The following is a 24695-nucleotide window of genomic DNA, read 5'->3' on the forward strand; positions in this document are numbered from 1 at the left end:
TTCGTTCAAGCGCCCCTCACACCAGTGAGCGGCCCTTGTTCGCGGCAATGCGCAGGCGCAGTGCGTTGAGCTTGATGAAGCCCGCCGCGTCGGCCTGGTTGTAGGCGCCGCCGTCTTCTTCGAAGGTGGCGATGTTGGCATCGAACAGCGAATCGTCAGACTTGCGACCGGTGACGATCACGTTGCCCTTGTACAGCTTCAGGCGAACCACACCGTTCACGTTCAACTGCGAAGCATCGATCATCTGTTGCAGCATCAGACGCTCAGGGCTCCACCAGTAGCCGGTGTAGATCAGGCTGGCGTACTTGGCCATCAGCTCATCCTTGAGGTGAGCCACTTCGCGGTCCAGGGTGATGGACTCGATCGCACGGTGCGCGCGCAGCATGATGGTGCCGCCCGGGGTTTCGTAGCAGCCACGGGACTTCATGCCCACATAGCGGTTCTCGACGATGTCCAGGCGACCGATGCCGTTCTCGCCGCCGATGCGGTTCAGGGTGGCCAGGACGGTGGCCGGAGTCATCTCGACGCCGTCCAGCGCCACGACGTCGCCGTTGCGGTAGGTCAGTTCCAGGTAGGTCGGAACGTCAGGGGCGTTTTCTGGCGACTTGGTCCAGCGCCACATGTCTTCTTCGTGCTCCGTCCAGGTATCCTCCAGCACGCCGCCCTCGTAGGAGATGTGCAGCAGGTTGGCGTCCATCGAGTACGGCGACTTCTTCTTGCCGTGACGCTCGATCGGGATACCGTGCTTTTCGGCGTAGTCCATCAGCTTCTCGCGCGAGAGCAGGTCCCACTCGCGCCATGGGGCGATGACCTTGACGCCTGGCTTGAGCGCGTAGGCACCCAGCTCGAAACGCACCTGGTCGTTGCCCTTGCCGGTGGCGCCATGGGAAATGGCGTCGGCGCCGGTTTCGTTGGCGATCTCGATCAGACGCTTGGCGATCAGCGGACGTGCGATGGAAGTACCCAGCAGGTACTCGCCTTCGTAGACGGTGTTGGCGCGGAACATCGGGAACACGAAATCGCGGACGAATTCTTCTCGCAGGTCATCGATGTAGATCTCTTTGACACCCATGGCCTGAGCCTTGGCGCGGGCCGGTTCGACCTCCTCGCCCTGCCCCAGATCGGCGGTGAACGTCACCACTTCACAGTTGTAGGTATCTTGCAGCCACTTGAGAATCACCGAAGTATCAAGGCCGCCGGAATACGCCAGTACGACCTTTTTTACGTCCGCCATGCCATCACTCCACGGGTTGTACGGAAAGCCGGTGATTCTACCGGCCTTACCGCAGAATTTACAGTGGGGCGACAGCTTGTGACGACAAAGCGACAGAAATTGTCGTCGGCGCGACCGGCGGTCGCACCGTCGAATCAGGCGGCGGGTTTGCCTGCCTGGGCGGCCGGCGTCTGCGTGGGTGCCGGCGCAGGCGGGGTCGCTGCCGGTTCGGCAGGCTTGTGCGGGGCAACCTCTGCGGGCTTCTCGACCGGGGTGACGCGGTCGAGCTGGATGTTCACCCGGCGGTTGCGTGCCCGATTGGCGGCATTGGTATTGGCCGCCAGCGGATAGCGCTCGCCATGAAAGCGCACGGTGATCTGCTCTTCGGGGATGCCATGGGCCTTGAGGTAGTCCTGCACCGCCAGGGCGCGGCGACGCGAGAGGTCACGGTTGGTCAGGCGGTTGCCGCTGTTGTCGGAGTGGCCATCGAGCTCGATGTGGTTGACCGTGGGGTCGGCCTTGAGGAAGTCGATGATCACGTCCAGGCGGGCACGTGCATCGGCATCCAGATCGATACCGCCGCCCGGAAAGCCCACGCGTGCCTGGCGCACCTGGTCATAGTTCATCGGCAGCAGCTTGGCCGCACAGGCCTGGTAGTCACCGTAGGCACGGTTGAACTTCACCGGCAGCACGCGCACTTCCATGCTGCGCCCGGCTTCGCCGGTGTAGTTGCGCACCACGGTGCTGCGCCCGTCCAGCAGGCCATTGATGAGCCGGCTGGCCTGGCCCTGGGAGCTGTTGAACAGCACGCCGCTGCGCGCCATGCGCACCGCGCCCAGGTTGATGTCGCCACGCCCGGGCTGCCACGGTGCGGCGGCGGCCAGCAGGGTCGCGGAGCCGGCGCCCAGCACATTGCTGGTGGAGCGCAGCTGGAAGGTGGCCTGCTCGCCCGCGCGGCGCACGAACTCGCCGCTGCCGAAATCGGCGATCGGCTGGATCAGCCGGCATTCGAACTGATCGCCCTCGACCTTCCACTCGACGTTCTCCACGCGAGTCTGGAAGGTGAGTGCCACGGCCGGCAGGCTGGCAAACATACTGAGCAGGGCTAGGTAACGCTGGCGCACGGGCGGCTCCACAAATTTCTTACGGCATACCTGCAAGCTATCGGACGCCCTGCGCAAAACTTGATAGCGAGTGCTCGGATCGGGCTTTTCCGGTAGCATTCACCGGGAGTTCGAACCGCCTGGAATCCCCAATGTCCGACCGCCTGACCCTCCTGCGTCCCGACGACTGGCACATCCATCTTCGCGATGGCGCTGTATTGCCCCATACCGTCGGCGACGTGGCGCGCACCTTTGCCCGCGCCATCATCATGCCCAACCTGGTACCGCCGGTACGCAACACTGCCGAAGCCGACGCCTATCGCCAGCGCATCCTGGCCGCCCGCCCTGCCGGCAGCCGCTTCGAACCGCTGATGGTGCTGTACCTCACCGACCGCACCCAGCCCGAGGACATTCGCGCGGCCAAGGCCAGCGGATTCGTGCATGCCGCCAAGATGTACCCGGCCGGCGCGACCACCAACTCGGACTCCGGCGTGACCAGCGTCGACAAGATTTTCCCGGTGCTCGAAGCCATGGCCGAGGTGGGCATGCCGCTTCTGGTGCACGGCGAAGTGACCCGCCCCGAGATCGACGTGTTCGATCGCGAGAAGCTGTTCATCGACGAGCATCTGCGCCGTGTGGTCGAACGCTTCCCCACGCTCAAAGTGGTGTTCGAGCACATCACCACTGCCGAAGCCGTGCAGTTCGTCAACGAGGCCCCGGCCAACGTCGGCGCGACCATCACCGCCCAGCACCTGCTGTACAACCGCAACCACATGCTGGTGGGCGGTATTCGCCCGCACTTCTACTGCCTGCCGATCCTCAAGCGCAACACCCACCAGGTGGCTCTGCTCGACGCAGCCACCAGCGGCAGCAGCAAGTTCTTCCTCGGCACCGATTCGGCGCCCCACGCCCAGCATGCCAAGGAAGCCGCCTGCGGCTGTGCCGGCTGCTACACCGCGTTCGCCGCCATCGAGCTGTACGCCGAGGCGTTCGAACAGCGCAACGCGCTGGACAAGCTGGAAGGTTTCGCCAGCCTTCATGGCCCGGCGTTCTACGGCCTGCCGGCGAACACCGACCACATTACCCTGGTCCGCGAAAGCTGGACCGCCCCAGGCAGCCTGCCGTTCGGCGAGCAGACTGTCATCCCGCTGCGCGCCGGTGAGCAACTGCGCTGGCGCCTGCTGGAGGAGACTGTGTGAGCGACGATTACGAAGACGACCAGGAAGGTCAAGGCGGCGGTTCGCGCCATCCGATGGCAGAGCGCTTTCGCGGCTACCTGCCGGTGGTGGTGGATGTTGAAACCGGTGGTTTCAACTGCGCCACCGATGCACTGCTGGAAATAGCCGCAGTCACCATCGGCATGGACGAAAAGGGCTTCCTGTTCCCGGAGCACACCTATTTCTTCCGCGTCGAACCCTTCGAGGGCGCCAATATCGAACAGGCGGCCCTGGACTTCACCGGCATCAAGCTCGATCACCCGCTGCGCATGGCGGTCAGCGAAGAGTCGGCGCTGACCGACATCTTCCGCGGCGTGCGCAAGGCCCTCAAGGCCAATGGCTGCAAGCGCGCGATCCTGGTGGGGCACAACAGCAGTTTCGACCTGGGCTTCCTCAACGCGGCCGTGGCGCGCCACGACATGAAGCGCAACCCCTTCCACCCGTTCTCCAGCTTCGACACCGCCACTTTGGCTGGCCTGGCCTATGGTCAGACCGTGCTGGCGCGGGCCTGCCAGAGTGCCGACATCGACTTTGACGGGCGGGAGGCACACTCGGCGCGCTACGACACCGAGAAGACGGCCGAGCTGTTCTGCGGCATCGTCAATCGCTGGAAGGAAATGGGCGGCTGGCAGGACTTTCGCGACTGACCGCTTCGCCGGCCGGCGCCTGCAGACGCTACGCGACGCAGGAGCCAGCCTTTCTGGCGAACAGGCATAAAAAAACCGGCCACCAGGGCCGGTTTTTTCATGCGTGGCGCTTACAGCTTGCCAGCATTCTCGCTCAGGTAGGCAGCAACGCCTTCTGGCGAAGCGGTCATGCCCTTGTCGCCTTTTTTCCAGTTGGCAGGGCAGACTTCGCCGTGCTCTTCGTGGAATTGCAGCGCGTCGACCAGACGGATCAGCTCTTCCATGTTGCGGCCCAGCGGCAGGTCGTTGACGATCTGCGAACGGACAACACCCTTGTCGTCGATCAGGAACGCGCCACGGAAGGCCACGCCGCCTTCGGACTCGACGTCGTAGGCCTGGGCGATTTCGTGCTTGAGGTCGGCAGCCATGATGTATTTGACCGGGCCGATACCGCCGGCGTTGATCGGGGTGTTGCGCCAGGCGTTGTGGGTGAAGTGCGAGTCGATCGAAACGGCGATCACTTCAACGTTGCGCGCCTTGAAGTCGTCCATGCGGTGATCCAGGGCGATCAGCTCGGACGGGCAGACGAAGGTGAAGTCCAGTGGGTAGAAGAACACCAGGCCGTACTTGCCCTTGATAGCCGAAGCCAGGTTGAAGCTGTCGACGATCTCGCCGTTGCCCAGTACTGCAGGTACGGTGAAGTCCGGGGCGTTTTTGCCTACGAGCACGCTCATTCGATATCTCCTGATGGTATTGAATGGTTTGCGCAGCCGACCCGCAGGTCCGCTGGCATGACACAAGAACTGCCCATCATACACCGACCGACGCCGTGCGCCGAGCGAATGCCAGCCCACTGCCAGACTGACCGCCGGTCGCTCTGGAACGGGCCTCTGCACAAGGTACTTTGACAAGCATTCTCATTAGCATTAAGCTCCCCGACATCAAGCCTTTACCAGCGATGGTCTCCCTTATGTATGTGTGTCTTTGTGTTGGTGTTACCGACGGACAGATCCGCGATGCGATTTACGAAGGATGCTGCAGCTACAAGGAAGTCCGTGCCGCCACCAACGTGGGCACCCAGTGCGGCAAATGTGCCTGCCTGGCCAAGGAAGTGGTACGTGAAACCCTGACCAAACTGCAGGTCAGCCAGGCCGCCCTGCCTTATCCGGTAGAATTTACCGCAGCCTGAAAACAGCGAATTTGAAGAACCGGACCTCGTGTCCGGTTTTTTTATGCCTGCAATTCAAGTAGTTAGGCTTAAAACGCGGAACACAAACATTCTTATTCCGATTAATTTTCATTTATTATTCAATAACTTAGGTTTGACACTGGAAGTTGTCGGGCTCAGACTCGTGCTTATCGACACACTTACGCAGGGCAGGACCCCATCATGAAAGGCGACGTTAGCGTCATCCAGCATCTCAACAAGATCCTCGGAAACGAGCTGGTCGCAATCAACCAATACTTCCTGCATGCGCGCATGTACGAAGACTGGGGTCTGGAAAAGCTCGGCAAGCACGAATACAAAGAATCCATCGACGAGATGAAACACGCTGACAAACTGATCAAGCGCATCCTGTTTCTCGAAGGTATTCCCAACGTCCAGGACCTGGGCAAGCTGCTGATTGGCGAACACACCAAGGAAATGCTCGAGTGCGACCTGCGCCTGGAGCAGAAAGGCCTGATCGACCTGAAGGCGGCGATTGCGCATTGCGAGACCGTGGGCGACTTCGGCAGCCGCGAACTGCTCGAAGACATCCTCGAGGCCGAGGAAGAGCATATCGACTGGCTGGAAACCCAGTTGAGCCTGATCGACAAGGTCAGCCTGGAAAACTACCTGCAGTCGCAGATGGGCGAGTAATCACGCCTAACCGGCTGCAACCAAAGCCCCGCCTGCGCGGGGCTTTTTTTCGCCTGGGGTAACCGGCCTTGCCGGCCACCGGGCCCAGGCAGGCACAAAAAAGCCCCGCAGATGCGGGGCTCTTCAGTGCAAAACCGGATTCAGGCCTTGGCCGCCTCGGCCTTGGCAGCGGCGTCCTTGATCAGGGTCTGCAGCTCGCCGTTGGCAAACATCTCGGCCATGATATCGCTGCCGCCGACCAGCTCACCGCCCACCCACAGTTGCGGGAAGGTCGGCCAGTTGGCGTACTTGGGCAGGTTGGCGCGGATTTCCGGGTTCTGCAGGATATCCACGTAAGCGAACTTCTCGCCACAACCCATCACGGCTTGCGCCGCCTTGGCCGAAAAGCCGCACTGCGGGGCATTCGGCGAGCCTTTCATGTAAAGCAGAATGGTGTTGTTGGCAATCTGCTCTTTGATTGTTTCGATAATATCCATGAAGCACCTCGCGGCTGAACTTTCCGACCTGGTTGTCGGCACGGTGACGCATTGTATCGGAAAGCCGAGCGTGACGCTCGGCCTTGCCGATATCAGGCCGCAACCACCTCTACCACCACCCCGTTGAGCGCCGCATTGCCCGATACCGCGTCGCGCTGACGCTCGTCGGTCAGATCGTTGGCACTGGCCCCTGCTTGCGCCTGAGCGATGCCCAGGCGCATGCCTGGCCGCCCATGGCCGAAGCCGTGTGGCAGGCTGACCACGCCGGGCATCATATCGGTGCTGGCGAACACCTCCACCTCGATGCTGCCCACGCGCGAGCTGACACGCACCCGCTGGCCGTCCTGCAACTGCCGGCCGGCCAGGTCGTCGGGATGCATCAGCAGCTGGTGGCGCGGCTTGCCCTTCACCAGGCGATGGTAGTTGTGCATCCAGGAGTTGTTGCTGCGCACATGCCGACGCCCGATCAGCACCAGTTGCGTGGCGTGGGGCAAAGCTTGCGCGGCGAAGCGCTGAAGGTCGGCCAGGATCACCGCGGGCGCGGCCTCGACACACTGGCTGGCAGTTTTCAGCCGTGCACCAAGGTTGGGCTGCAACGGCCCCAGGTCGATACCGTGGGGATAGCGCTCGAGGGTGTGCAGCGACAGGTCGAACGCGCTGCCCTGGCCATGGGGCCCGCCGCGCAAGCCCAGGTCGATCATCTGCGCGGGTGTCAGGGTCGGTTTGAGCGGCTTGTCGGCCAGTGCCGCGAAGGCCTTGGCCAGGCCGACGAAGATCTCCCAGTCGTGCAGCGCGCCTTCGGGCTTGGGCAGGATCGCCCGGTTGAAGCGGCTGACGTTGCGCACCGCCAGCAGGTTGAAGGTGGTGTCGTAGTGATCGTTCTCCAGCGCCGAGGTGGACGGCAGGATCAGGTCGGCATGGCGCGTGGTCTCGTTGATGTACAGGTCGATGCTGAGCATGAACTCCAGCCCTTGCAGCGCCTGCTCCAGCTGCCGCCCATTGGGCGTGGAGAGCACCGGGTTGCCGGCCACGGTGACGAGTGCGCGCACCTGCCCTTCGCCCTCGCACAGCATCTCTTCGGCCAGTGCCGCCACCGGCAGCTCGCCTGCGTACTCGGGCAGGCCCGACACACGGCTCTGCCAGGCGTTGAAATGCCCGCCGCTGGTACTGGCCACCAGGTCCACTGCCGGCTGGGTGCACAAGGCGCCGCCGACCCGATCCAGATTGCCACTGACCAGGTTGATCATCTGCACCAGCCAATGGCACAGGGTGCCGAAAGCCTGGGTCGAGATACCCATGCGCCCATAGCATACGGCCTTGTCGGCGGCGGCGAAGTCGCGGGCCAACTGGCGGATCTGCGCGGCCTCGATACCACAGCGCGGGCCCATGGCTTCGGCTGTGAACGGCGCGATTGCCTCGCGCACCGCGTCCAGCCCGGCCACCGGCAGGTGCGTGGTACGGCTCAGGCCTTCCTCGAACAGGGTGTTGAGCAGCCCGCACAGCAGCGCCGCATCAGCGCCTGGGCGCACGAACAGGTGTTGGTCGGCCATGGCCGCGGTCTCGCTGCGCCGCGGGTCGACCACCACCAGCTTGCCGCCCCGTGCCTGCAGGGCCTTGAGGCGCTTTTCGACATCGGGCACGGTCATGATGCTGCCGTTGGAAGCCAAGGGGTTGCCGCCCAGAATCAGCATGAAGTCGGTATGGTCGATGTCCGCAATCGGTAACAGCAGGCCATGGCCGTACATCAGGTAGCTGGTCAGGTGCTGCGGCAACTGGTCGACCGAGGTCGCGGAAAAGCGGTTGCGCGTCTTGAGCAGGCCCAGGAAATAGTTGCTGTGGGTCATCAGGCCGTAGTTGTGCACGCTGGGGTTGCCCTGGTACACCGCCACCGCATTCTGACCATGGCGCTGCTGCAGGGCCCAGAGCTTCCGGGCGGCCAGCGCGAACGCCTCGTCCCAGCCGATGGCCTGCCATTGCTCGCCGATGCGGCGCATGGGAGTACGCAGGCGGTCCGGATCGTTCTGGATGTCCTGCAACGCAACGGCCTTGGGACAGATATGGCCACGGCTGAAGGTGTCCAGCGCATCGCCCTTGATCGACGTGATGCGCGGCGCCTGCCCAGGCTCATGGGCCACTTCCAGGGTCAGGCCGCAGATGGCTTCGCACAGATGACAGGCACGGTGATGCACGCTTTTGCTCATGGCCGCCTCTTGTTGTAGGTCTGATTAGCGACCTCGACTATGGCCCTGCCCCGCCCCCCTCGCCAGTGACGTTCGTGGCGTGAATCGCCCGGCATCAGGCAAGGCGATGGTCGCGGCGCGCTGGCACCTGTACCGCGCATGCGTTGCAAAGGCCTCGGCGGGCAGTGTACAAAGCCTGTCCGGCCCAATAAAAAGCGTCACCCAACGGCTTGAACACATTCGGCAACGTCGAGTTCGCAGCCGCCACTTGGTAAGACGCGACATTTAATTATAGTATTGCGCCTTTCCCTATTTCGTCGCCCCGTGCGGCTTTCGCCGCAGGTCACTTCCGTTGTTTTCGAAAACCGGCTTTTGATGATCTGCGGTCTGTTGCAAAAAGGTAGTCAATGATGAGCGCTAGGCACTTTCTCTCCCTGATGGATTTCACCGCCGAAGAACTGGTCAGTGTGATCCGCCGAGGGATCGAGCTGAAGGACCTGCGTAACCGCGGCGTACTCTTCGAACCTCTGAAAAACCGCGTGCTGGGCATGATTTTCGAAAAATCGTCCACGCGTACCCGGCTGTCGTTCGAAGCCGGCATGATCCAGCTCGGTGGCCAGGCCATCTTCCTGTCGCCACGCGACACCCAGCTGGGCCGTGGCGAGCCGATCGGTGACTGCGCCATCGTCATGTCGCGCATGCTCGACGCGGTGATGATCCGTACATTTGCCCACAGCACGCTCACCGAGTTCGCCGCCAATTCGCGGGTACCGGTGATCAACGGCCTGTCCGACGACCTGCACCCGTGCCAGCTGCTGGCCGACATGCAGACCTTCCTCGAACACCGCGGCTCGATCCAGGGCAAGACCGTGGCCTGGGTGGGCGATGGCAACAACATGTGCAACAGCTATATAGAAGCGGCCATCCAGTTCGACTTCCAGCTGCGCATCGCCTGCCCCGAGGGCTATGAGCCCAACCCGGCGTTCGTGGCCCAGGCCGGCGAGCGCGTGCAGATCGTGCGCGACCCCAAGGACGCCGTGCGCGGTGCACACCTGGTGAGCACCGATGTCTGGACTTCCATGGGCCAGGAGGAGGAAACTGCACGGCGCCTGGCGCTGTTTGCGCCTTACCAGGTCAACCGCGAACTGCTCGACCTGGCGGCTGCGGATGCCCTGTTCATGCACTGCCTGCCCGCCCACCGTGGCGAGGAAATCAGCCTGGACCTGCTCGACGACCCCCGTTCGGTCGCCTGGGACCAGGCCGAAAACCGCTTGCATGCACAGAAGGCGCTTCTCGAATATCTTGTCGAACCGGCCTATCACCACGCATGAGTCAACCTCTACTGCTTAACCTGCGCGACCTCGCCTGCGGCTATGGCGAGCAGCGCATCGTCCAGAACCTCAACCTGCACCTCAACGCCGGCGACATCGGTTGCCTGCTGGGTTCCTCGGGGTGCGGCAAGACCACCACGCTGCGCGCCATCGCCGGTTTCGAGCCGGTGCACGAGGGCGAGATCAGCCTGGCGGGCGAAGTCATCTCCAAGGCCGGCTTCACCCTGGCCCCGGAGAAGCGCCGCATCGGCATGGTGTTTCAGGACTACGCGCTGTTCCCGCACCTGACCGTGGCCGAGAACATCGCGTTCGGCATCGGCAAGCACCCGCGCCAGCGCCAGGTGGTCGATGAAATGCTCGAGCTGGTGAAGCTGGACAAGCTTGGCGGGCGCTACCCGCACGAGCTGTCCGGCGGCCAGCAACAGCGTGTGGCCCTGGCCCGTGCCCTGGCACCCGAGCCGCAACTGCTGCTGCTGGACGAGCCGTTCTCCAACCTCGACGTGGAACTGCGCCGACGCCTCAGTCATGAGGTGCGTGACATCCTCAAGAGTCGCGGCACCAGCGCGATCCTGGTCACCCATGACCAGGAAGAGGCCTTTGCCGTCAGCGACCATGTGGGCGTGTTCAAGGAAGGCCGCCTGGAGCAGTGGGACACCCCGTACAACCTCTACCACGAACCGTTCACGCCGTTCGTGGCCAGCTTTATCGGCCAGGGCTATTTCATCCGTGGCCAGCTGACCAGCCCCGAATCGGTGCAGACCGAACTGGGCGAGCTGCGCGGCAATCGGGCCTACACCCTGCCCCAGGGCAGCGCGGTGGATGTGCTGCTGCGCCCGGACGACATCGTGCATGCGCCCCACAGTGCCTTGAAGGCAAGCATCGTCGGCAAGAGCTTCCTCGGTGCGTCCACCCTGTACCGCCTGCAACTGGGTACCGGCAGCCAGCTCGAAGCGATCTTCCCGAGCCATATCGACCATCAGGTCGGCGGCGAGGTGGGCATTGAAGTGGCGGCGGACCACCTGGTGCTGTTCCCGGTGGCCGGCACGGTGCCGGCACAACTGCCGGTGGCGGAGAACGGCGTGCGACGCTACAGCGCGGCGCTCTGATAAGGCTTCGCCAGCAAGGCTGGCTCCTACAGGAAATTGCCTGGCCTACTGTAGGAACCAGCCTTGCTGGCGAAAAGGGCCGCTAGAGGAACAACGTCCCGCTCGCCACCCGCGTCGCATACCCGCCAATCTTCACCCGCGCCCCTTCCAGGCGGCAGAACAGCTCCCCACCCCGCGCGGAACACTGCACCGCGTGCAGCTCATCCTTGCCCAGGCGCTGCGCCCAGTAAGGGATCAGCGAGCAGTGCGTGGAGCCGGTCACCGGGTCTTCAGGGATACCGATCCCCGGCGCAAAATAGCGCGACACAAAATCATGCTCGCGCCCTGGCGCCGTGACAATCACGCCCAGCCCCGGCAACGGCACCAGCGCCGCCATGTCAGGGCGACAATCCCGCACCGCCTGTTCGCTTTCGAGCACCACGAACAGTTCATTGGTCTGCCACACCTCGACCACCGGGCACCCCAGCGCCTGCGCCACCGGCGGCAGCTCGGCCAGCGGCTGCGGGTCGTAGCGCGGGAAGTCCAGCACCAGGCGCCCCGCCTCGCGGCTCACGGTCAGCGGCCCCGAACGGCTGTCGAACGCCAGGCACTCGGCATCTTCCCCATACACCTCGAACAGCACATGCGCGCTGGCCAGGGTCGCATGCCCGCACAGCGGCACTTCGGTGGAGGGCGTGAACCAGCGGATGCGCCAGCGCTGCGCCTCGCGCACGACAAATGCGGTTTCGGCCAGGTTGTGCTCGGCCGCAATCTTTTGCATCAGTTCATCGGGCAGCCATTGCTCCAGGCGATACACCATCGCCGGGTTGCCGCTGAAGGGTTGGGAACTGAAGGCATCGACCTGGTGAAATTCAAGCTGCATGGGTTGGCTCCTGCATGGGAAGGCAGTGAGCATGCCTGCCCGGGCGCTCGCGCTTCCATATACAGAGTGGCCGGATTTGAAGGATACAGATGCTACTCGCGGCCGATCGCCGCAAAGCTGCCCCGGGTGTGCTCGGCCAGCACCGCCGCCGCCAGTTCCACCTCCAGCCCGCGCCGCCCGGCGCTGACATGAATGGTTTCGAACTGCTGCGCCGAAGCATCGATGAAGGTGCGCAGGCGCTTCTTCTGCCCCAGTGGGCTGATCCCGCCCACCAGGTACCCGGTGGAACGCTGTGCGGCCATCGGGTCGGCCATTTCGCACTTCTTTGCGCCCGCCGCATGGGCCAGGGCCTTGAGGTCCAGGCTGCCCACCACCGGCACCACCGCCACCAGCAACTCGCCCTTCTCGGTGCTGGCCAGCAGCGTCTTGAACACCCGCGCTGGCTCCAGGTTGAGCTTCTCGGCGGCTTCCAGGCCGTAGGAAGCCGCCTTGGGGTCGTGTTCATAACTGTGGATGCGGTGTTCGGCGCGGGCTTTCTTGAGCAAATCCAGGGCGGGGGTCATGCAGGGCTCCAGGCAGGGTGATCGGTCTCCAGTCGCTGGCTACTTTAGGGCAAAACGCCGGAGCCAACCATTACCCGCCCGGTTGCCACCGACACCACCTGAGCCACCGGCAGTCAGAATATGAATGGCAGTTCACTTTCGACCTTTGACATCAGCGTTTCTTGTCTATATTTTTTCGATTCTGAATATCGAACTGCCCCAATACCGTGCAGTTCTGCCGTCAACCCGACCAGAATGGGGATTCTGCTCGGGTTTTTGTCGAGCGCACACGCGCCTCACAACAACAAGAACCGAGGTCACGAATGACGACTGCTCTACGACAACCAACGCTGTCTGCCCAATGCATGGCCGAATTCCTCGGCACCGCATTGCTCATCTTTTTCGGTACCGGCTGCGTCGCGGCACTCAAGGTCGCGGGCGCCAGCTTCGGCCTGTGGGAAATCAGCATCATCTGGGGCGTGGGGGTCAGCATGGCGATCTACTTCACCGCCGGGGTGTCGGGTGCACACCTGAACCCGGCCGTGAGCATCGCCCTGAGCCTGTTCAGCGGCTTCGAAAAGCGCAAGCTGCCGTTCTACATCGTCGCCCAGGTGGCCGGTGCCTTCTGCGGCGCGGCGCTGGTATACACCCTGTACAGCAACCTGTTCTTCGATTACGAACAGACCCACGCCATGGTGCGCGGCAGCACCGCCAGCCTGGAGCTGGCCTCGGTGTTCTCCACCTATCCGCACCCGTTGCTGTCCACCGGCCAGGCATTTCTGGTGGAGGCCGTGATCACGGCCATCCTGATGGCGGTGATCATGGCCCTTGCCGACGACAGCAACGGCCTGCCCCGCGGCGCACTGGCACCACTGCTGATCGGCCTGCTGATCGCGGTGATCGGCAGTGCCATGGGCCCGCTGACCGGCTTTGCGATGAACCCGGCGCGCGACTTCGGCCCCAAGCTCATGACCTTCCTGGCCGGCTGGGGCAACGTGGCCTTTACTGGCGCACGTGACATTCCCTATTTCCTGGTTCCCATCATTGCGCCGATCATAGGTGCAAGCGTGGGTGCCTCCCTGTATCGCGGCGTGATCGCGCGCAACCTGCCCACGGCAGACGGCGCGAACGCCCAGACCGACGACAACGCTCGGGGCAAGACCCAGGCCTCCTGATGCCGAACCGGCGAGCCAGGCTCGCCCTGCCCCGACTTCCACCTTTTCGAGTGCAAGGCCCACACCATGACCGACACCCCGAACAAGCACTACATCATTGCCCTGGACCAGGGCACGACCAGTTCACGCGCGATCATCTTCGACCGTGACGCCAACGTGGTCGGCACCTCGCAGCGCGAGTTCGCCCAGCATTACCCCCAGGCCGGCTGGGTCGAGCACGACCCGATGGAGATCTTCGCCACCCAGAGCGCGACCATGGTCGAAGCACTGGCCCAGGCGGGCCTGAGCCACGACCAGGTGGCGGCCATCGGCATCACCAACCAGCGCGAGACCACCGTGGTGTGGGACCGCGAAACCGGTCGCCCGGTGTACAACGCCATCGTCTGGCAGTGCCGACGCAGCACCGAGATCTGCGAGCAGCTCAAGCGTGACGGCCACGCGGACTACATTCGCGAAACCACCGGCCTGGTCACCGACCCGTACTTCTCGGGCACCAAGCTCAAGTGGATCCTGGACAACGTCGACGGCGTGCGTGAACGCGCCGAACGCGGCGAGCTGCTGTTCGGCACCGTGGATACCTGGCTGATCTGGAAGTTCTCCGGCGGCAAGGTGCATGTCACCGACTACACCAACGCCTCGCGCACCCTGATGTTCAACATCCACACCCTGGAATGGGACGAGAAGATGCTGCAGGTGCTGGGCATCCCGAAGCAGATGCTGCCCCAGGTACGCTCGTCGTCAGAGGTGTACGGCCACACCAAGAGCGGCATCGCCATTGCCGGCATCGCCGGCGACCAGCAGGCTGCGCTGTTCGGCCAGATGTGCGTGGAGCCGGGCCAGGCCAAGAACACCTATGGCACCGGCTGCTTCCTGCTGATGAACACCGGCGACAAGGCCGTGCAGTCGTCCCATGGCCTGCTCACCACCATTGCCTGCGGCCCGCGCGGCGAAGTGGCCTATGCCCTGGAAGGCGCGGTGTTCAACGGCGGTTCAACCGTGCAGTGGCTGCGTGACGAGCTGAAGATCGTCAACGACGCCCACGACACCGAGTACTTCGCCAGCAAGGTCAAGGACAGCAACGGCGTGTACCTGGTGCCGGCATTCACCGGCCTGGGTGCGCCGTACTGGGACCCGTACGCGCGCGGCGCCCTGTTCGGCCTGACCCGCGGGGTCAAGGTCGACCACATCATCCGCGCCGCGCTGGAGTCGATCGCCTATCAGACCCGCGACGTGCTCGACGCCATGCAGCAGGATTGCGGCGAGCGCCTGAGCGCACTGCGCGTGGACGGTGGCGCGGTGGCCAACAACTTCCTGATGCAGTTCCAGGCCGACATTCTCGGCACCTGCGTGGAACGCCCGCAGATGCGCGAAACCACTGCGCTCGGCGCCGCCTACCTGGCCGGCCTGGCATGTGGCTTCTGGAGCGGGCTGGACGAGCTGCGCGGCAAGGCCATCATCGAGCGCGAGTTCACCCCGCAGTTGGAGGAGGCGCAGAAAGAGAAGCTGTACGCCGGCTGGCTGAAGGCGGTGGACCGTACCCGCGACTGGGAACCGCACGAGGAATAAAACCTGCGCAGGCTTCTTCGCCAGCAAGGCTGACTCCTACACTGTAGGCGCCAGCCTTGCTGGCGAGGCGCCCACAGGATCGTTTCAGCCAGCCCCGCGCTGGCCCCCGCCCCCATCCTGCGGCATCATGCAGATTTGCCCGGCAGCCCAAAAGGACCGCCCATGAATCTGCCCCCTCGCCAACAACAAATTCTCGAGCTGGTCCGCGAACGCGGCTATGTCAGTATCGAGGAAATGGCGCAGCTGTTCGTTGTAACCCCGCAAACCATCCGCCGTGACATCAACCAGCTGGCCGAAGTGAACCTGCTGCGCCGCTATCACGGTGGCGCGGCCTATGACTCGAGCATCGAGAACACCGCCTACGCCATGCGTGCCGACCAGATGCGCGACGAAAAGCAGCGTATCGCCGAAGCCATCGCCGCGCAGATCCCCGATCACGCCTCGCTGTTCATCAACATCGGCACCACCACCGAGTCCATCGCCCGCGCCCTGCTCAACCACAACCACCTGAAGATCATCACCAACAACCTGCATGTGGCCTCCATCCTCAGCGCCAAGGACGATTTCGAAGTACTGCTGGCCGGCGGCAACGTGCGCCGCGACGGCGGTGTGGTCGGCCAGGCCAGCGTCGACTTCATCAACCAGTTCAAGGTCGATTTCGCCCTGGTCGGCATCAGCGGCATCGATGAAGACGGCAGCCTGCTCGACTTCGATTACCAGGAAGTACGCGTGTCCCAGGCCATCATCGCCAATGCGCGCCAGGTGATCCTCGCCGCCGACTCCAGCAAGTTCGGGCGCAACGCCATGGTGCGCCTGGGCTCGATCAGCCTGATCGACTGCCTGGTGACCGACCAGCCCCCCGTCGCCGCCCTCGCCCAGTTGCTCAACCAGCACAAGATCCGCCTGGACGTGGTGTAGCGCCATCGCGGCCCTCGCAACGGGGGCTGCTCGAATGTTCATAATTTTTCATTTATTTGTCATCCGATCAGTATTTTCTATTGAAAGCGACTGGCGGGCGCCATTTTGTTGCGCTACCATTTTCGCAAACGAACATTAATGTTCATATTCGATAGAAACCAGAGGCCGCCTCGTGTCCCAGTCCAGCTCGCCATCGCCCGCCCTTGCCGAAATCTACGACGTTGCCGTGATCGGTGGCGGCATCAACGGCGTCGGTATCGCCACCGATGCGGCCGGGCGCGGCCTGTCGGTACTGCTCTGCGAAAAGGATGACCTGGCCAGCCATACGTCCTCGGCCAGCAGCAAGCTGATCCACGGTGGCCTGCGCTATCTGGAGCACTACGAGTTCCGCCTGGTGCGCGAAGCGCTGGCAGAACGCGAAGTACTGCTGGCCAAGGCGCCGCATATCGTCAAGCCGATGCGCTTCGTGCTGCCGCACCAGCCGCACCTGCGTCCGGCCTGGATGATCCGCGCCGGCCTGTTCCTGTATGACCATCTGGGCAAGCGCAAGCAGCTGGGCGCCTCGCGCAGCCTGCGCTTCGGCCCGGGCAACCCGCTCAAGCCGGCCATCACCCGCGGTTTCGAATACGCCGACTGCGCAGTGGACGACGCCCGCCTGGTGGTGCTCAACGCCATGGCCGCGCGTGAGCTGGGTGCGCACATCCTCACCCGTACCCGCTGCGTCAGCGCACGGCGCGTGGGCAAGCTGTGGAACGTGCAGCTCGAACGCGCCGACGGCAGCCAGCAGACCATCCAGGCCCGCGCCCTGGTGAACGCGGCCGGCCCGTGGGTGGCCAGGTTCATCAAGGACGACCTCAAGCTGGAGGCGCCCTACGGCATTCGCCTGATTCAGGGCAGCCACCTGATCGTGCCCCGGCTGTACGAGGGCGAGCATGCCTACATCCTGCAGAACGAAGACCAGCGCATCGTGTTCGCCATCCCGTACCTGGAGCGCTTCACCCTGATCGGCACCACCGACCGCGAGTACAGCGGCGACCCGGCCCAGGTGAGCATCACCGAGGCCGAGACCGACTACCTGCTCAAGGTTGTGAACGCGCACTTCAACCACCAGCTGGGCCGCGCCGACATCCTCAGCACCTACTCCGGTGTGCGCCCGTTGTGCAACGACGAGTCGGACAACCCCTCGGCGGTCACCCGCGACTACACCCTGGCCCTGTCGGCGTCTGCCGGCGAGGCGCCGCTGCTGTCGGTGTTCGGCGGCAAGCTGACCACCTACCGCAAGCTGGCCGAGTCGGCCATGGCCGAGCTGGCGCCGTACTTCACCCAGATGACCGGTAGCTGGACCGCCACCTCCAGCCTGCCGGGCGGTGAACAGATGACCACGCCGCAGGCGCTGTGCGACGAGATTCTCGCGCGCTTCGGCTGGCTGCCAGCGGATATCGCCAAGCGCTGGGCGCTGACCTACGGCAGCCGCGTATGGCGCCTGCTCGAGGGCGTCCAGGGCCCGGACGACCTGGGTGATGCGATTGGTGGCGGGTTGTTCACCCGCGAGGTGGATTACCTGTGCAGCGAGGAATGGGCGGTCAGCGCCGACGATATCCTGCTGCGGCGCACCAAGCTGGGGCTTTTCACCAGCCCGGCCGAACAACAGGCTCTGCGGGTTTACCTGCAACGGGTAGAACTGAGCCGCGGGCGTATTCAGGCGGCCTGACACCGCCAAATCGCATCGAGGGTCAAACCCGCTCCCACAAGCTCACCAGTGGGAGCGGGCTTGACCCGCGATGAGGCCAACAAAGGACTATCTGTTCGGTTTCCCGAACGAGCCATTGGCCCTTAATCGGAAACCCGGACATCCCTCCCCCGCCATACCCCGGCAAAAAATGCCCGCCGCCGCTATTTGCATGGGGTTATGATCAAAATCAGAGTTTGGCATGAGTCATGCTCTACACTCAGTACCCGAATGCGCAACCGCTTCATTGCTGTGTTCGCTGAACGAAAGAGCCCGCCAACGGCTCAATAAGAAAAACAACGTCGAGGAAAATTTGATGCGTATCGTTCCCCATCTGTTGGGCGCCGCCATGGCGACCGCTTTGATCAGCACGCCGGCCCTTGCCGCCGAACTGACCGGCACCCTGAAGAAAATCAACGACTCGGGCACCATTACCCTGGGGCACCGCGACGCTTCCATCCCGTTCTCCTACATCGCCGACGCTTCGGGCAAACCCGTCGGTTACTCCCACGACATCCAGCTGGCTATCGTCGAGGCCCTGAAAAAGGACCTGAACAAGCCGGACCTGAAGGTCAAATACAACCTGGTCACCTCGCAGACCCGCATCCCGCTGGTGCAGAACGGCACCGTTGACGTCGAGTGCGGTTCCACCACCAACAACCTCGAGCGCCAGCAACAGGTCGACTTCTCGGTCGGCATCTTCGAGATCGGTACCCGCCTGCTGTCCAAAAAGGACTCCTCCTACAAGGACTTCCCGGACCTGGCCGGCAAGAACGTGGTGACCACCGCCGGTACCACATCCGAGCGCATCCTCAAGTCGATGAACGCCGACAAGCAGATGAAGATGAACGTCATCTCCGCCAAGGACCACGGCGAGTCGTTCCAGATGCTCGAGTCCGGCCGCGCCGTGGCCTTCATGATGGACGACGCCCTGCTCGCCGGCGAAATGGCCAAGGCCAAGAAGCCGACCGACTGGGCCGTGACCGGTACCCCGCAGTCCTATGAAATCTACGGCTGCATGGTGCGCAAGGGCGATGCCCCGTTCAAGAAAGCGGTCGATGACGCCATCGTCGCCCTGTACAAGTCGGGTGAGATCAACAAGATCTACGACAAGTGGTTCAACCAGCCAATCCCGCCTAAAGGCCTGAACCTGATGTTCCCCATGAGCGACGAGCTCAAGGCGCTGATCGCCAATCCTACCGACAAAGCTGCAGACGAAAAGAAGTCCTGACCCCCAGCTAGTTAGTGTCTAACCTTTCATCCGAGGGCGCCCAGCGCCCCCGGATGCTCGAAGGTGCCCGTGAAACAACCGATCTGAGGGGAGACCCCGATGAATTACAACTGGGACTGGGGCGTTTTTTTCAAGTCCACCGGCGTTGGCAGCGAGACCTACCTGGACTGGTATATCACCGGCCTGGGCTGGACCATCCTGATCGCCGTTGCCGCCTGGATCATTGCGCTGCTGCTGGGCTCGGTGCTCGGCGTCATGCGTACCGTACCGAACCGTCTGGTGTCGGGTATCGCCACGTGCTACGTGGAACTGTTTCGCAATGTGCCGCTGCTGGTGCAGCTGTTCATCTGGTACTTCCTGGTACCCGACCTGCTGCCCGAAGGCCTGCAGGAGTGGTACAAGCAGGACCTCAACCCGACCACCTCGGCGCTGATCAGCGTGGTCATCTGCCTGGGGCTGTTCACCGCTGCACGGGTGTGCGAGCAGGTGCGCACCGGCATCCAGGCGCTGCCCCGTGGCCAGGAAGCCGCTGCCCGCGCCATGGGCTTCAGCCTGCCGCAGATCTACAACAACGTGCTGCTGCCGCAAGCCTACCGGATCATCATTCCGCCGCTTACCTCCGAATTCCTGAACGTGTTCAAGAACTCCTCGGTGGCGTCGCTGATCGGCCTGATGGAGCTGCTGGCACAGACCAAGCAGACCGCCGAGTTCTCGGCCAACCTGTTCGAGGCCTTCACCCTGGCCACGCTGATCTACTTCACCCTGAACATGGGGCTGATGCTGCTGATGCGCCTGGTCGAGAAGAAAGTCGCGGTGCCGGGCCTGATCTCCGTGGGGGGTAAATAATGGACATGGATTTCAGTGGAATCGTGCCAGCCCTGCCGGGCCTGTGGAACGGCATGAAGATGACCCTGCAACTGATGCTCATGGGCATCATTGGCGGCATCGCGCTGGGTACCGTGCTGGCACTGATGCGGTTGTCGTCGAGCAAGCTGCTTTCACGCCTGGCCGGCGCCTACGTGAACTACTTTCGCTCCATCCCGCTGCTGCTGGTGATCACCTGGTTCTACCTGGCGGTACCGTTCGTGCTGCGCTGGATCACCGGCGAAGACACCCCGGTGGGTGCGTTCACCTCCTGCGTCGTGGCATTCATGATGTTCGAGGCGGCGTACTTCTGCGAAATCGTGCGGGCCGGCGTGCAGTCGATCTCCAAGGGCCAGATGGCGGCTGCCCAGGCACTGGGCATGAACTACGCGCAGACCATGCGCCTGATCATCCTGCCCCAGGCATTTCGCAAGATGACCCCGCTGCTGCTGCAGCAGAGCATCATCCTGTTCCAGGACACCTCGCTGGTCTACACCGTGGGCCTGGTGGACTTCCTCAACTCGGCACGGGCCAGTGGCGACATCATCGGGCGCTCCAACGAGTTCCTGCTGTTTGCCGGCGCCGTGTACTTTGTCATCAGCTTCTCCGCTTCCTTCCTGGTCAAGCGTCTGCAGAAAAGGATAACCGTATGATTTCCATCAAGAACGTCAACAAGTGGTACGGCGATTTCCAGGTTCTGACCGACTGCAGCACCGAGGTCAAGAAAGGCGAAGTGGTGGTGGTGTGCGGGCCGTCTGGCTCGGGCAAGTCCACCCTGATCAAGTGCGTCAACGCGCTGGAACCGTTCCAGAAGGGCGACATCGTGGTCGACGGCACCTCGATCGCCGACCCCAAGACCAACCTGCCCAAGCTGCGCTCGCGGGTCGGCATGGTGTTCCAGCACTTCGAACTGTTCCCGCACCTGACCATCACCGAGAACCTGACCATCGCGCAGATCAAGGTGCTGGGCCGCAGCAAGGAAGAAGCCACCAAGAAGGGCCTGCAACTGCTTGAGCGCGTCGGCCTGTCGGCCCATGCGCACAAGCACCCCGGCCAGCTCTCCGGCGGCCAGCAGCAGCGCGTGGCCATCGCCCGCGCCCTGGCCATGGACCCGATCGTGATGCTGTTCGACGAACCCACCTCGGCCCTGGACCCGGAAATGGTCAGCGAGGTACTCGACGTGATGGTGCAACTGGCCCACGAAGGCATGACCATGATGTGCGTGACCCACGAAATGGGCTTTGCGCGCAAAGTGGCCAACCGGGTGATCTTCATGGACAAGGGCAACATCATCGAAGACTGCACCAAGGAAGAGTTCTTCGGTGACCAGAGCGTGCGCGACGAGCGTACCCAGCACTTCCTCAGCAAGATCCTGCAGCACTGATGCCGCCCGGTGCCCCTGCCCGGCCCACGCCGGGCAGAGGGCGCTGGTCGTGACAAGGCCACTGTGATGAAATGCGATCCCACGCTCTTTCGCCCAGCCAAGCCTGACCTTGCCGTGAAACCTCGCCTGATCCGCCACCTGTTCCTGCCCCCACTGGTCCTGCTGCTGATGATCGGCCTGGGTGTGGTCGGCTACCTGATCAGCGAGCACAACGGCATCCGCACCCTCAGCGAGACCGGCGAGCGTCAGCTTGAACTGCATGCCCGCGCGGTCGAGAGCGAGATCAGCAAGTACACCTACCTGCCCAGCCTGCTGGAACTCGAAGACAGCGTCTCCAGCCTGCTGAACTCCACCGATGGCGACCAGCGCCAGGCGGTCAACGAATACCTCGAAGGGCTCAACCGGCGCAGCCGCAGCCGCGCCATCTATGTGCTCGACACCACCGGCCGGGTGCAGGCCACCAGCAACTGGCGCGACGTCGACAGCTACCTGGGCGAAGACCTCTCGTTCCGTGCCTATTTCCAGAATGCCGTGCGCGGCCAGCCCGGGCGCTTCTACGGCATCGGCAGCACCACCGGCGAACCTGGCTACTACCTGGCCCATGGCCTGGAAGAACACGGCAAGATCATCGGCGTGGCGGTGATCAAGGTGCGCCTGGAAGCGCTCGAAGAGCGCTGGCAGCGAGCCCGCCTGGAAGCCTTCGTCAGCGACGAGAACGGCATCATCATCCTCTCCAGCGACCCCGCGCGGCGCCTGAAGTCGGTGCGCCCGCTGACCCCGGAAATCAAGGAGCGCCTGGCGCGCAGCCTGCAGTACTACTGGTTCCCGCTCAACGAACTGCAGCCGCTGGCGCGCGAGAAGCTCGCCGACGGGGTCGAGAAGCTGACCTTTCCTGCCAATGCCGAACTGGGCGACAGCAACCGCAAGGTCACCTACCTGGCCCAGACCCGGCGCCTGAGCGACACGCCCTGGCACTTCACCCTGCTGACCCCGCTGCAGGACCTGCGCCACGAATCGATGATCCAGGGCGTGCTGGTGGCCGTGGCCTTCGCCCTGCTGGCGATCCTGCTGATAGCCTGGAACGAGCGGCGCAAGGTGATCGCCACCCGCCTGGCCGCCCGCGAGGCGCTGGAAGAAGCCAACAACCAGCTCGAACGCAAGATTGCCGAGCGCACCGCCGACCTGCGTGCCAGCAACGAACGCCTCAAGGGCCAGATCCGCGAACGCCGGCACGCCGAGCAGACCCTGCGCCATGCCCAGGACGAACTGGTGCAGGCCGGCAAGCTGGCGGCCATCGGGCAGATGTCGACCAGCATCGCCCATGAGCTGAACCAGCCGCTGGCGGCGCTGCGCACCCTGTCGGGCAACACCGTGCGCTTTCTGCAGCGCGGTGCGCTGGAAACCGCCAGCGCCAACCTGCTGACCATGAACGAACTGATCGACCGCATGGGCCGTATCACTGCCAGCCTGCGCTCGTTCGCCCGGCGCGGCGATGACCGTGGCCAGGCCTCGCTGGAAAAGGCCGTGACCGCCGCCCTGCAACTGCTCAATGCGCGCATCGAGGGCTGCCACCTGAAACTGCACCTCGAGTACGCCGACCAGCAACTGACCATCGACCAGACCCGCCTGGAGCAGATCCTGGTCAACCTGATCGGCAACGCCCTGGATGCCATGGCCGCGGTGCCGCTGCCGCAACTCTGGCTCGAAGGCGAGCTGGTGGGCGACAAGTATCGCCTGCGCGTGCGCGACAACGGTCATGGCATCGACGATGAAGCGCGCAAGCACCTGTTCGAACCGTTTTTCACCACCAAACCGGGCGAGCACGGCCTGGGCCTGGGCCTGACCCTGTCGGCCAGCCTCGCCGCTGCAGCCGGCGGTACCCTGAACGTCGAACACCCCGCCAGCGGCGGTACCGCGTTCGTGCTCAGCCTGCCGCTGGTCGATGCCCCCACTGAACCTGCCGAGTCCCTATGACCCCATCGCCCCTTACCGTCCTGATCGTCGAAGACGATCCGCATGTGTTGCTCGGGTGCCAGCAGGCGCTGGCCCTGGAAGATATCGCCTGCGAAGGCGTCGGCAGTGCCGAACAGGCACTGGAGCGCATCGGCGATGATTTCGCCGGCATCGTGGTCAGCGATATCCGCCTGCCGGGCATCGATGGCCTGGAACTGCTCAGCCGCCTCAAGGCCCGCGACAAGAGCCTGCCGGTGGTGCTGATCACCGGCCACGGCGACATCGACATGGCCGTGGGCGCCATGCGCAACGGCGCCTACGACTTCATGGAAAAGCCCTTCTCGCCGGAGCGCCTGGTGGATGTGGTGCGCCGGGCGCTGGAACAGCGCGGCCTGGCCCGCGAAGTGTTCTCGCTGCGCCGCCAGCTGGCCGAGCGCAGCACCCTGGAGGGGCGCATCATCGGCCGCTCGCCGGCCATGCAGAACCTGCGCGAGCTGATCGCCAACGTCGCCGATACCTCGGCCAACGTGCTGATCGAGGGCGAGACCGGCACCGGCAAGGAGCTGGTCGCGCGCTGCCTGCACGACTTCAGCCGGCGCCAGAGCCAGCCCTTCGTGGCGTTGAACTGCGGCGGCCTGCCGGAGAACCTGTTCGAGACCGAAATCTTCGGCCACGAGGCCAACGCCTTCACGGGTGCCGGCAAGCGCCGCATCGGCAAGATCGAGCACGCCAACGGCGGCACGCTGTTTCTCGACGAAGTCGAGAGCATGCCGCTCAACCTGCAGATCAAGCTGCTGCGCGTGTTGCAGGAGCGCACCCTGGAACGCCTGGGTTCGAACCAGAGCATTGCGGTGGATTGCCGGGTGATCGCCGCCACCAAATCGGACCTGGATGCCCTCGGCCAGACCGGCCAGTTTCGCAGCGACCTGTACTACCGCCTCAACGTGGTGACCCTGGAACTGCCGCCGCTGCGCGAGCGCCGCGAAGACATCCTGCAACTGTTCGAGCACTTCCTGCAGCAGTCGGCCCTGCGCTTCGACCGCGAGGCACCGCCGCTGGACAGCCAGACCCTGTCGCGCCTGATGGCCCATGACTGGCCGGGCAACGTGCGCGAGCTGCGCAACGTGGCCGAGCGCCACGCCCTGGGCCTGCCGGCGTTCAAGAAGGCCGGCGCCAATGTGGCGCAGAGCCTGGGCTTTGCCGAGGCGGTCGAGGCCTTCGAGCGCAACCTGCTCAGCGACGCCCTGCAGCGCACCGGCGGCAACCTCAGCCAGGCCAGCCAGGAGCTGGGCATGGCCAAGACCACCCTGTTCGACAAAGTCAAAAAATACGGCCTGGCCTGAGCGAGCGTTTCGATG

The 24695-nt window shown here is 63.8% G+C and carries 23 protein-coding genes; 16 read left to right on the plus strand and 7 right to left on the minus strand.

Annotation, left to right across the window (positions count from 1 at the left end):
* Positions 1 to 16 precede the first annotated feature (16 nt).
* Together N0B28_RS20330 and N0B28_RS20335 are read right to left on the minus strand one after the other, a co-directional pair.
* Positions 17 to 1234: an argininosuccinate synthase gene (locus tag N0B28_RS20330; protein WP_043861971.1), complete on the minus strand. Its 1218-nt coding sequence runs from the start codon at positions 1232 to 1234 to the stop codon at positions 17 to 19.
* 134 nt (positions 1235 to 1368) lie between these two features.
* A complete protein-coding gene (locus tag N0B28_RS20335; RefSeq protein ID WP_043861972.1) occupies positions 1369 to 2337 on the minus strand; it encodes an OmpA family protein in 969 nt (322 codons plus the stop codon).
* Between the two features lie 131 nt (positions 2338 to 2468).
* Here N0B28_RS20335 and pyrC point away from each other — a divergent pair, with 131 nt between their 5' ends.
* Positions 2469 to 3515, plus strand: coding sequence for a dihydroorotase (gene pyrC / locus N0B28_RS20340; RefSeq protein WP_043861973.1), 1047 nt, complete (start codon positions 2469 to 2471; stop codon positions 3513 to 3515).
* Between the two features lie 53 nt (positions 3516 to 3568).
* Positions 3569 to 4180, plus strand: a complete 612-nt coding sequence (gene rnt / locus N0B28_RS20345; RefSeq protein ID WP_173925077.1) for a ribonuclease T — start codon at positions 3569 to 3571, stop codon at positions 4178 to 4180.
* Between the two features lie 110 nt (positions 4181 to 4290).
* Here the strand turns inward: rnt and N0B28_RS20350 are convergent, their stop codons facing one another.
* On the minus strand, positions 4291 to 4893 hold the full coding sequence (locus N0B28_RS20350; RefSeq protein ID WP_043861975.1) for a peroxiredoxin C: 603 nt from the start codon (positions 4891 to 4893) through the stop codon (positions 4291 to 4293).
* Between the two features lie 236 nt (positions 4894 to 5129).
* On the opposite strand from N0B28_RS20350, the gene N0B28_RS20355 reads away from it, so the two are divergent.
* Together N0B28_RS20355 and bfr are read left to right on the plus strand one after the other, a co-directional pair.
* On the plus strand, positions 5130 to 5348 hold the full coding sequence (locus N0B28_RS20355) for a bacterioferritin-associated ferredoxin (protein WP_043861976.1): 219 nt from the start codon (positions 5130 to 5132) through the stop codon (positions 5346 to 5348).
* A 201-nt stretch (positions 5349 to 5549) separates the two neighbouring features.
* Positions 5550 to 6020 carry a bacterioferritin gene (bfr, locus tag N0B28_RS20360; RefSeq protein ID WP_043861977.1) on the plus strand — a complete coding sequence of 157 codons (471 nt, stop codon included), beginning with the start codon at positions 5550 to 5552 and terminating at the stop codon, positions 6018 to 6020.
* 140 nt (positions 6021 to 6160) lie between these two features.
* Here bfr and grxD read toward each other — a convergent pair whose 3' ends face one another.
* Positions 6161 to 6496 (minus strand): Grx4 family monothiol glutaredoxin, encoded by a 336-nt coding sequence (grxD, locus tag N0B28_RS20365; protein ID WP_038999109.1) that lies wholly within the window; start codon positions 6494 to 6496, stop codon positions 6161 to 6163.
* Between the two features lie 92 nt (positions 6497 to 6588).
* Positions 6589 to 8697, minus strand: a complete 2109-nt coding sequence (locus N0B28_RS20370; RefSeq protein WP_275728375.1) for a molybdopterin oxidoreductase family protein — start codon at positions 8695 to 8697, stop codon at positions 6589 to 6591.
* A gap of 389 nt (positions 8698 to 9086) precedes the next feature.
* Here N0B28_RS20370 and argF point away from each other — a divergent pair, with 389 nt between their 5' ends.
* Positions 9087 to 10007 carry an ornithine carbamoyltransferase gene (gene argF, locus N0B28_RS20375; protein ID WP_043861979.1) on the plus strand — a complete coding sequence of 307 codons (921 nt, stop codon included), beginning with the start codon at positions 9087 to 9089 and terminating at the stop codon, positions 10005 to 10007.
* Positions 10004 to 11113 carry an ABC transporter ATP-binding protein gene (locus tag N0B28_RS20380; protein ID WP_043861980.1) on the plus strand — a complete coding sequence of 370 codons (1110 nt, stop codon included), beginning with the start codon at positions 10004 to 10006 and terminating at the stop codon, positions 11111 to 11113. The genes argF and N0B28_RS20380 overlap by 4 nt, the downstream gene beginning before the upstream one ends.
* 82 nt (positions 11114 to 11195) lie before the next feature.
* Here the strand turns inward: N0B28_RS20380 and N0B28_RS20385 are convergent, their stop codons facing one another.
* Positions 11196 to 11975: a PhzF family phenazine biosynthesis protein gene (locus N0B28_RS20385; protein WP_058540964.1), complete on the minus strand. Its 780-nt coding sequence runs from the start codon at positions 11973 to 11975 to the stop codon at positions 11196 to 11198.
* A gap of 92 nt (positions 11976 to 12067) precedes the next feature.
* Positions 12068 to 12538, minus strand: a complete 471-nt coding sequence (gene ybaK / locus N0B28_RS20390; RefSeq protein WP_043861982.1) for a Cys-tRNA(Pro) deacylase — start codon at positions 12536 to 12538, stop codon at positions 12068 to 12070.
* Between the two features lie 302 nt (positions 12539 to 12840).
* Here ybaK and N0B28_RS20395 point away from each other — a divergent pair, with 302 nt between their 5' ends.
* From N0B28_RS20395 to N0B28_RS20440, 10 genes are all read left to right on the plus strand, one after another.
* Positions 12841 to 13692, plus strand: a complete 852-nt coding sequence (locus N0B28_RS20395) for an MIP/aquaporin family protein (RefSeq protein ID WP_275728379.1) — start codon at positions 12841 to 12843, stop codon at positions 13690 to 13692.
* A 66-nt stretch (positions 13693 to 13758) separates the two neighbouring features.
* A complete protein-coding gene (glpK, locus tag N0B28_RS20400; protein ID WP_043861984.1) occupies positions 13759 to 15258 on the plus strand; it encodes a glycerol kinase GlpK in 1500 nt (499 codons plus the stop codon).
* A 162-nt stretch (positions 15259 to 15420) separates the two neighbouring features.
* Positions 15421 to 16176 (plus strand): DeoR/GlpR family transcriptional regulator, encoded by a 756-nt coding sequence (locus tag N0B28_RS20405; protein ID WP_043861985.1) that lies wholly within the window; start codon positions 15421 to 15423, stop codon positions 16174 to 16176.
* Between the two features lie 172 nt (positions 16177 to 16348).
* Positions 16349 to 17887, plus strand: a complete 1539-nt coding sequence (gene glpD / locus N0B28_RS20410; RefSeq protein WP_043861986.1) for a glycerol-3-phosphate dehydrogenase — start codon at positions 16349 to 16351, stop codon at positions 17885 to 17887.
* A 334-nt stretch (positions 17888 to 18221) separates the two neighbouring features.
* On the plus strand, positions 18222 to 19136 hold the full coding sequence (locus N0B28_RS20415; protein WP_043861987.1) for a glutamate/aspartate ABC transporter substrate-binding protein: 915 nt from the start codon (positions 18222 to 18224) through the stop codon (positions 19134 to 19136).
* 99 nt (positions 19137 to 19235) lie between these two features.
* Positions 19236 to 19982 (plus strand): amino acid ABC transporter permease, encoded by a 747-nt coding sequence (locus N0B28_RS20420; protein WP_043861988.1) that lies wholly within the window; start codon positions 19236 to 19238, stop codon positions 19980 to 19982.
* Complete coding sequence (locus tag N0B28_RS20425; protein WP_043861989.1) at positions 19982 to 20653, plus strand: ABC transporter permease subunit; 672 nt, start codon at positions 19982 to 19984, stop codon at positions 20651 to 20653. Before N0B28_RS20420 ends, N0B28_RS20425 begins: the two co-directional genes overlap by 1 nt.
* The gene (locus tag N0B28_RS20430; RefSeq protein WP_043861990.1) at positions 20650 to 21384 is read left to right on the plus strand and encodes an amino acid ABC transporter ATP-binding protein; all 735 of its coding nucleotides are present in this window, start codon (positions 20650 to 20652) and stop codon (positions 21382 to 21384) included. Before N0B28_RS20425 ends, N0B28_RS20430 begins: the two co-directional genes overlap by 4 nt.
* 66 nt (positions 21385 to 21450) lie before the next feature.
* Positions 21451 to 23358, plus strand: coding sequence for an ATP-binding protein (locus tag N0B28_RS20435; RefSeq protein ID WP_254996563.1), 1908 nt, complete (start codon positions 21451 to 21453; stop codon positions 23356 to 23358).
* Positions 23355 to 24680, plus strand: a complete 1326-nt coding sequence (locus tag N0B28_RS20440) for a sigma-54 dependent transcriptional regulator (protein ID WP_043861992.1) — start codon at positions 23355 to 23357, stop codon at positions 24678 to 24680. The genes N0B28_RS20435 and N0B28_RS20440 overlap by 4 nt, the downstream gene beginning before the upstream one ends.
* Positions 24681 to 24695 lie beyond the last annotated feature (15 nt).

Origin of the sequence: Pseudomonas sp. SD17-1 (genome assembly GCF_029201585.1) — a bacterium.
GTDB classification, from domain to species: Bacteria; Pseudomonadota; Gammaproteobacteria; order Pseudomonadales; family Pseudomonadaceae; genus Aquipseudomonas; species Aquipseudomonas palmensis.

Coding starts and splice junctions, on each gene's coding strand:
- N0B28_RS20330 (WP_043861971.1), bottom strand. CDS start 1,234: ATGGCGGACGTAAAAAAGGTCGTACTGGCGTATTCCGGCGGCCTTGAT.
- pyrC (WP_043861973.1), top strand. CDS start 2,469: ATGTCCGACCGCCTGACCCTCCTGCGTCCCGACGACTGGCACATCCAT.
- rnt (WP_173925077.1), top strand. CDS start 3,569: ATGGCAGAGCGCTTTCGCGGCTACCTGCCGGTGGTGGTGGATGTTGAA.
- N0B28_RS20350 (WP_043861975.1), bottom strand. CDS start 4,893: ATGAGCGTGCTCGTAGGCAAAAACGCCCCGGACTTCACCGTACCTGCA.
- N0B28_RS20355 (WP_043861976.1), top strand. CDS start 5,130: ATGTATGTGTGTCTTTGTGTTGGTGTTACCGACGGACAGATCCGCGAT.
- bfr (WP_043861977.1), top strand. CDS start 5,550: ATGAAAGGCGACGTTAGCGTCATCCAGCATCTCAACAAGATCCTCGGA.
- grxD (WP_038999109.1), bottom strand. CDS start 6,496: ATGGATATTATCGAAACAATCAAAGAGCAGATTGCCAACAACACCATT.
- N0B28_RS20370 (WP_275728375.1), bottom strand. CDS start 8,697: ATGAGCAAAAGCGTGCATCACCGTGCCTGTCATCTGTGCGAAGCCATC.
- argF (WP_043861979.1), top strand. CDS start 9,087: ATGAGCGCTAGGCACTTTCTCTCCCTGATGGATTTCACCGCCGAAGAA.
- N0B28_RS20380 (WP_043861980.1), top strand. CDS start 10,004: ATGAGTCAACCTCTACTGCTTAACCTGCGCGACCTCGCCTGCGGCTAT.
- N0B28_RS20385 (WP_058540964.1), bottom strand. CDS start 11,975: ATGCAGCTTGAATTTCACCAGGTCGATGCCTTCAGTTCCCAACCCTTC.
- ybaK (WP_043861982.1), bottom strand. CDS start 12,538: ATGACCCCCGCCCTGGATTTGCTCAAGAAAGCCCGCGCCGAACACCGC.
- N0B28_RS20395 (WP_275728379.1), top strand. CDS start 12,841: ATGACGACTGCTCTACGACAACCAACGCTGTCTGCCCAATGCATGGCC.
- glpK (WP_043861984.1), top strand. CDS start 13,759: ATGACCGACACCCCGAACAAGCACTACATCATTGCCCTGGACCAGGGC.
- N0B28_RS20405 (WP_043861985.1), top strand. CDS start 15,421: ATGAATCTGCCCCCTCGCCAACAACAAATTCTCGAGCTGGTCCGCGAA.
- N0B28_RS20415 (WP_043861987.1), top strand. CDS start 18,222: ATGCGTATCGTTCCCCATCTGTTGGGCGCCGCCATGGCGACCGCTTTG.
- N0B28_RS20420 (WP_043861988.1), top strand. CDS start 19,236: ATGAATTACAACTGGGACTGGGGCGTTTTTTTCAAGTCCACCGGCGTT.
- N0B28_RS20425 (WP_043861989.1), top strand. CDS start 19,982: ATGGACATGGATTTCAGTGGAATCGTGCCAGCCCTGCCGGGCCTGTGG.
- N0B28_RS20430 (WP_043861990.1), top strand. CDS start 20,650: ATGATTTCCATCAAGAACGTCAACAAGTGGTACGGCGATTTCCAGGTT.
- N0B28_RS20435 (WP_254996563.1), top strand. CDS start 21,451: ATGAAATGCGATCCCACGCTCTTTCGCCCAGCCAAGCCTGACCTTGCC.
- N0B28_RS20440 (WP_043861992.1), top strand. CDS start 23,355: ATGACCCCATCGCCCCTTACCGTCCTGATCGTCGAAGACGATCCGCAT.